Source organism: Achromobacter sp. DMS1, from assembly GCF_001270295.1.
This window is the reverse complement of the sequence record NZ_LHSJ01000245.1, coordinates 1-6393: the sequence shown is the minus strand read 5'-3', so window position 1 is coordinate 6393 and position 6393 is coordinate 1. Positions and strand designations below refer to the sequence as shown.

Below are 6393 nucleotides of genomic sequence, written 5' to 3'. Positions count from 1 at the left end.
GAGCCGCTGGACGAGCCGCCGGGAATGCGGTGCGCCCCGAGATCCCAGGGGTTGCGCGGCGTGCCCATCAGGGGGTTCGTGCCCCAGCCGCCGAAGGCGAATTCCACCATGTGCGTCTTGCCCAGCGGCACCATACGGCGGCGAGCAGGCGCTCGACCACGGTGGCCGTCAGCGGGCTGCGGCGTCCGCGCCAGGCCAGGGAGCCGGCCGTGGTGACGCGGCCGCGCATTTCGCAGAGATCCTTGATGGCGATGGGCAGGCCGTCCAGGGGGCCGAGGAGACAGTCGTGCGCGCGCCGCAGGTCGGCGGCCTGCGCAAGCGCCAGGGTGCGGGCTTCGTCCACTTCGACGTAGGCGCCCAGCGCCGCGTTGCGCGCGCGATGCGCGCCAGGTAATGCTGCGCCAGCTCCACGGCGCTGTAGCGGCGGGCTTCCAGCCCTGCGGCCAGCGATGCCAGGCTGGAAAATGCGAGTTCTGCCATGTCTTCCTCGATGGTGGTGTAAATGCCCCGGCGCCGCGTCCCGGGTCAGGCGCCTGCGCCGGGGCCTTGCGGATCAGCGCCGGTTCCAGGCCGGCGCGGGATAGACCGCCTTGGCCGTGGCGACGTCCTCGGGCCACACGGGCGCCATTTTCTTGCCCGGCAGCAGCTGCACGACCGGGAAAGGCATCTTGAGCTGCTTGCCCGTCTCGTCGATGGCATAGGGGCCGGCCATCACGGTGAGCTTGTCGGAGAGGTCCATGGAGGCCTGCTTGAGCGCCGCGGCGTCGGTGGAGCCGGCCTTCTTGATGATCTCTTCGGTCAGCGCGCCTGCGCCGTAGGCGAGCGCGGTCTGGAAGTCGGGCGGGAACTCGGCCTTGGGGAACAGCGCGTCGTAGGCCCGGGCGAACTGCTCGCGCGTCATGCCCGCGTTGACTTTCCAGTTGATGGCGGGGTGGTAGTTGGTGTGGCTGAAGATGTAGTCGGCGTCGGCGCCGATGGCCTGGAACTGCGGCGTGGAGGCATACACCATGAAGGTGTACGGAAAGTTGATGTCGAGCTGCTTCATCTGGCGCGTCATGCTGATGAGGTCGCCTTCGTACGAGGTCGGAATCAGCGCTTCGGCGCCGGCGGCCTTGGCTTTCTGCAGCAGGGTGCTGAAGTCTTTCTGGCCTTTCGGGTACTTCTCGTCCATGACGAGCTGCAGGCCGAGCCGCTTGGCCTGCTCGCGGCCGCCGGCGGCCAGGCCCGCGGGGAACGGCTCGTCGGAATACAGCAGCGCGACTTTCTTCACGCCGAGGCGGGCGGCCAGCTCGGTGGGCGCCTTGAGCATGGCCGACACCGGCATCTGCGTGCCCGAGACCATGTACTTGAATCCCTGCCTGTACAGGTCGTCGCTGGCGGCGGACCAGACCATCATGTACTTGCCCAGGCGTTCGGTGACGGTGGCGGCGGCGGCCGTCAGCGTGGAGCCGAAGGGGGCGAACACCAGATCGACTTTTTCATCGACAATCAGGCGTTCGTAGACGCGGGTGACCATCTGCTTGTCGCTGCGGTCGTCGAGCTTGACGAGTTCGACCGGGTGTTTCTTGCCGCCGAACTCGATGCCGCCCCGCTTGTTGACGTCATGGACCCACAGTTCCACGCCGCGCACGCCCGACTGGGAGGCAAGGGCGAAACTGCCGGTGGACGAGACGGTCATGCCGATCCGGATTGTGTCGGAGGACTGCGCCGAGCCGGGGGCCGGCGCCAGCGCCGCGGCCGCCAGCATGATGGCGGACAGGCGGGATAACCACTGACTTCTGAGCATGGGAAGACTCCTGGGATTGCAGGGATGGGAAATGCCGACAGTCGCCGCTACAGGCCAACCGCAAGTCGTATTGCGCACGATTTGCGCAATCGCGCAAATAGCGTATAACAAAAAGATATGGAGTGCACGCCTTGAACAAACTCAATTACCGGCAGACCGAAATGCTCTGGGCCATCGTTACCGCCGGCTCGATCAGCGGCGCGGCCCGGCTGCTGGGCATCAGCCAGCCCGCCGTGAGCCGCATGCTGGCGCACACGGAAAAGCAGCTCGGCCTGGAGCTGTTCGAGCGGGTGCGCGGGCGGCTGCAGCCCACGCGCCAGGTCCACAGCCTGTTCGAGGAGATCGACCGCGCGCAGCGGATGATGCAGCGCGTCAACGACCTGGCCGAGGCGCTGTCCAGCCATGGCTCGGGCGTGCTGCGGCTGACGTCCATTCCCAGCCTCACCCAGTACCTGGTGCCCCGGGCTGTGGCCCGCTTCCAGCAGCGCCATCCCGACGTGCTGCTGCGGCTCAACGCCACCGCCCTGACGCAGATGCTGCCCGACGTGCTCCACGGCGAGGCCGAGCTGGGGCTGGTCGTCATGCAGGCCGACCACCCTTTTCTCACCAATATCCCCCTGCACACGGGGCGCATGGTGGCGGCCATTCCGCGTGGCCATCCGCTGGCCGGGCGGGCGTCGGTGAGCCTGGCGGACCTGTCGCCGCACCCGCTCATCGTGGTCGGCACCCGCATGCCCTACGGCATGCTGGCCCTCAATGCCTTCGAACAGGCCGGCCTGCCGGTGAAGATGTGCGCGGACGTGCCCTGGAGCCACCTGGCCTGCGCGCTGGTCAATGCCGGCGCCGGCATTGCCGTCATCGACGAATTCACCGTCATGCACAACATCTGGCCCGAGGTGGCCATCGTGCCGCTGGCCGAGAACATTCCCCTGCACATCAGCGCCATCCACACCAGCAATCGTCCGCTGTCGCGCATTGCCGGCGAGTTCGTCGAGGAGCTCCAGGCGGTGCTGCGTGAGACTTTCTCGCCGAAATCCAGGGTAAACACTTAACCTGTAGTTATGGTTTTTCCGGGCTGAACTGCGCATAATCCGTTACGCAAGTGACGGCCGTTTTTCCCCATCCACCCGGAGGAAAACCATGAGCAGCAGCCCCGTCGCGGCGACCGGCCTGCCGGCCCGCGAACACGACCAGCGCATCGCGCGCCTGCGCATCCGCATCGCCATCGGCGTCTTCCTGGCGCTGTGCGCCGCCCTGGCCCTGGTGCCGGGCGCCACCTCGAACGTGTCGTTCGCGTTCTACCTGATGCTGTGGATCACCATGGCCAGCGCCATGAACATCTGCGTGGGATTCACGGGCTACCTGCCGTTCGGCTACGTGGTGTTCTACGGCGTGGGCGCCTACGGCACGGGCGTCTGCTACAAGGTGCTGCAGTGGCCCATCCTGCCCTCGCTGGCCGCGGCGGCGTCGCCGGGGTGCTGCTCTCGCTGCTGTTCGCGCCCACGCTGCGCCTGCGCGGCGTGTACTTCGGCATTGTCAGCCTGGCGCTGGCGAGCATCGTGCGCCTGTTGATCTCCAACCTGCCCGACGCCTACACGGGCGGCAGCATGGGCCTGATCCTGTCCAATGCCAACAATCCCACGCACAGCTACTACGCCATGCTGGCGGTCATGGCCGCCTGCCTGGCCACGGTGACCTGGCTGTCGGTGTCGCCGCTGGGCAAGGCCCTCAAGGCCATCCGCGACGACGACATGGCGGCCGCCTGCGTGGGTGTCCACGTGCCGCGCACCCGGCTGAAGGCGTGGATGCTGGCTGCGCTCTTTCCCGCGCTGGCGGGCGGGGTGGAGGCCTGGTACACCAACGTCGTCGATCCCGAATACGCCTTCCATGTGCTGGTCACGGCCAAGAGCATCATCTACGCCATGGCCGGCGGCTTCGGCACCATTCTCGGCCCGGTGGCCGGCACCCTGGCGCTGCTGGGCATCGACCACCTGATCTGGCAGAAATTCCCGGTGCTGAACCTGCTGCTGCTGGGGCTGGTGATCGTGCTTCTCATGCTGTTCCTGCCGCGCGCATCCTGGGCAGCCTGCTGAAGCGCTATCCCAGGCTGCGGCAATACATCGCCTGAATCCGCCAAGACAGAAAGGGGAATGCGGCATGAGCGGACTTCTCATCCAGGGCCTGATAAACGGCCTCATACTCGGCGCCATCTACGGCCTGATCGGCGTCGGTCTCAATGTGGTGTTCGGCGTGCTGCGCGTCGTGAACTTCGCCCATGGCGAGTTCCTCGTGTTGGGGGCCTATTTCGCCTATTTCCTTATGGAGCAGGCGGGCGTCAATCCGGTGGCGGCGCTGCCGCTCGCCTTCCTGGTGTTCTTCGCGGCGGGCTACGCGCTCTATTACGTCCTGATCCCGCGCCTGTCGCGCTCGGATGACCCCGAGCTCAGCTCCCTGCTGCTGATGTTCGGCGTGTCCATCATGCTGGGCGCGCTGATGCTGCTGGTTTTCGACGCCGACGCCCGCACGCTGCCCTTCAGCATCGAGCCCGTGTTCCTGAAGTTCGGGCCGGTGCTGATTCCGTCGGTGCGGCTGCTCGCGCTGGCGATCGCGCTGGCCACGATCGGCGCGCTGGCCTGGTTCCTGTACCGCACGCAGGTGGGAAAGGCGCTGCGCGCCATCATCATGAACCGCGATGCCGTGCGCATCGTGGGCATCAACGCCGAGCGGCTGTCGGCCGTTGCCTTCGGCCTGGGCATCGGGCTGGCCGGCGTGACCGGCGTGCTGGTCGCCCTGGTGTTTCCCTCGTTCTCGCCTTTCATGGGCAACGACTACACGCTGATCGGCTTCATCGTCATCGTGCTCGGCGGGCTGGGGCATCCGGTGGGAGCGCTGGTGGGCGCGCTGCTGTTCGGCGTCACCGAGCAGGTTTCGGTGGTGTTCTTCAACCCTTCCATCGCCACCATCCTGGGCTTCGCGCTGATGGTGGGCATGATCTTCGCGCGCCCGACCGGCCTGTTCGGCCAGCGCGTGCTGCGTTGAGACGGAGCCACCCATGCTGCGAGTGACGAACCTGAAAAAACGCTTCGGCGGCCTGACCGCGCTGCAGGGCGTGGACCTGCACGTGCCGCGCCGCGCCATCCTGGGCATCATCGGCATGAACGGTTCGGGCAAGACCACGCTGCTGAATTGCATCAATGGCCTGTACGTGCCCGACGAAGGCCGCATCGAGCTGGACGGCCAGCCCATCGGCGGGCTGCCCACGCACGAAATCGCCCGCCGGGGCGTGGGCCGCACCTTCCAGGTGCCGCGCGTGTTCGCTCACCTGAGCCTGCTGGACAACCTGGACGTGGCCCAGCAGCAGACCCCGCGCTCGGCCCAGGAGCGCCAGAGCCAGTCCGAGTACTGGCTGCACAAGGTGGAGCTGTACCGCCTGCGCCACAACCATGCCGAGGAACTGTCGGGCGGGCAGCAGAAGCTGCTGGAGCTTGCGCGCATCATGGTGGCGCGGCCCAAGGTCATCCTGCTCGACGAGCCGTTCGCCGGCGTCAACCCGTCGCTGGCGCAGCTGCTGATCTCCATCATCCGCGAGGTGCCCACCGAGCACGACTGCTCGGTCGTGCTGGTGTCGCACGACCTGACGTCGATCTACCAGCTATCGCATCACATCATCGTGATGAACGAAGGCGCGATTCTCTGCGAGGGGGACGCGGACGTGGTGCGCAACGACGAGCGCGTGGTGGAAGCCTACCTGGGAGCCTGAGCCATGAATACGCAGCCGGTACTCGCGCTGGACAACGTCACCGTGGCCTACCACGGCGACATCACCATCCTGAACGGCGTCAGCATCCAGGCGCGGCGCGGCCAGGTCACGGGCATCATCGGCCCCAACGGCGCGGGCAAGTCCACCGTGCTCAAGACGCTGTTCGGTTTCCTGCCGCTGCGCGGCGGCCGCATCACGCTGGACGGGCGCGACATCAGCCGGCAGCCCGCGCACCAGCGCGCAGAAAGCGGCGTGGCGTTCGTGCCGCAGCACCGCAGCCTGTTCGGCGAACTGTCGGTGGAAGACAACCTGCTGCTGGGCTGCTGGCCGTTCCGCCGCGACAAGGCGCGGGTGCGCAGGCGCATCGACAGCGTATACGCGCGCTTTCCCATCCTGGCCCAGAAGCGCAATGACCCCGTTTCCAGCATGAGCGGCGGCCAGCAGCGCTTCGTCGAGTTCGGCCGGGCCCTGCTCAACGAACCCGAGGTCATCCTGCTGGACGAGCCCACCGCCATGCTGGCGCCCAAGATCTCCAAGGAGCTCTACGCGCTGATCCGCGGCTTTGCCGACGAGGGCATGACCGTGGTGCTGGTGGACCAGAACGTGCGGCGCTGCGCGGAGATCTCGGACTACCTGTACATCCTGGAGCTCGGCCGCAACAAGGCCGAGGGCGGCAGGGACCAGTTCCACGAGGAAGGGGGGCTGCGCGACATGGTGGCCTCCTGGATGGACTACAAGATCGATTGAGCGAGACGCCCGGCGCACGAGGGTGCGCCGGGCGCAGCGCCTCAGGCCGGCGCGAGGGCCCGGCCGGACGGCGCCCGCTGCGGCCGGGCGCGGCGCGGGC

Annotated in this window: 5 protein-coding genes and 2 pseudogenes; 5 read left to right on the top strand and 2 right to left on the bottom strand. The window is 67.3% G+C overall.

What is annotated here, in order from left to right; all coding sequences use genetic code 11:
- Window positions 1-480: pseudogene (locus AD428_RS29800) on the bottom strand (amidase family protein); the annotation flags it as partial.
- Between the two features lie 73 nt (window positions 481-553).
- Window positions 554-1786, bottom strand: coding sequence for an amino acid ABC transporter substrate-binding protein (locus tag AD428_RS21295; RefSeq protein WP_053246510.1), 1233 nt, complete (start codon window positions 1784-1786; stop codon window positions 554-556).
- A 122-nt stretch (window positions 1787-1908) separates the two neighbouring features.
- Here AD428_RS21295 and AD428_RS21290 point away from each other — a divergent pair, with 122 nt between their 5' ends.
- The 5 genes and pseudogenes from AD428_RS21290 to AD428_RS21270 all read left to right on the top strand — a co-directional run bounded on the left by AD428_RS21290 (window position 1909) and on the right by AD428_RS21270 (window position 6293).
- Window positions 1909-2838, top strand: coding sequence for a LysR family transcriptional regulator (locus AD428_RS21290; RefSeq protein WP_053246509.1), 930 nt, complete (start codon window positions 1909-1911; stop codon window positions 2836-2838).
- Window positions 2839-2926: 88 nt separating this feature from the next.
- Window positions 2927-3914 (top strand): annotated as a pseudogene (locus AD428_RS29130) (branched-chain amino acid ABC transporter permease).
- A gap of 29 nt (window positions 3915-3943) precedes the next feature.
- The gene (locus AD428_RS21280) at window positions 3944-4825 is read left to right on the top strand and encodes a branched-chain amino acid ABC transporter permease (protein ID WP_053246508.1); all 882 of its coding nucleotides are present in this window, start codon (window positions 3944-3946) and stop codon (window positions 4823-4825) included.
- Window positions 4826-4838: 13 nt separating this feature from the next.
- The gene (locus AD428_RS21275) at window positions 4839-5546 is read left to right on the top strand and encodes an ABC transporter ATP-binding protein (protein WP_053246507.1); all 708 of its coding nucleotides are present in this window, start codon (window positions 4839-4841) and stop codon (window positions 5544-5546) included.
- A gap of 3 nt (window positions 5547-5549) precedes the next feature.
- Entirely contained in the window at window positions 5550-6293 is a 744-nt protein-coding gene (locus AD428_RS21270) for a branched-chain amino acid ABC transporter ATP-binding protein (RefSeq protein ID WP_053246506.1), read from the top strand.
- Window positions 6294-6393 lie beyond the last annotated feature (100 nt).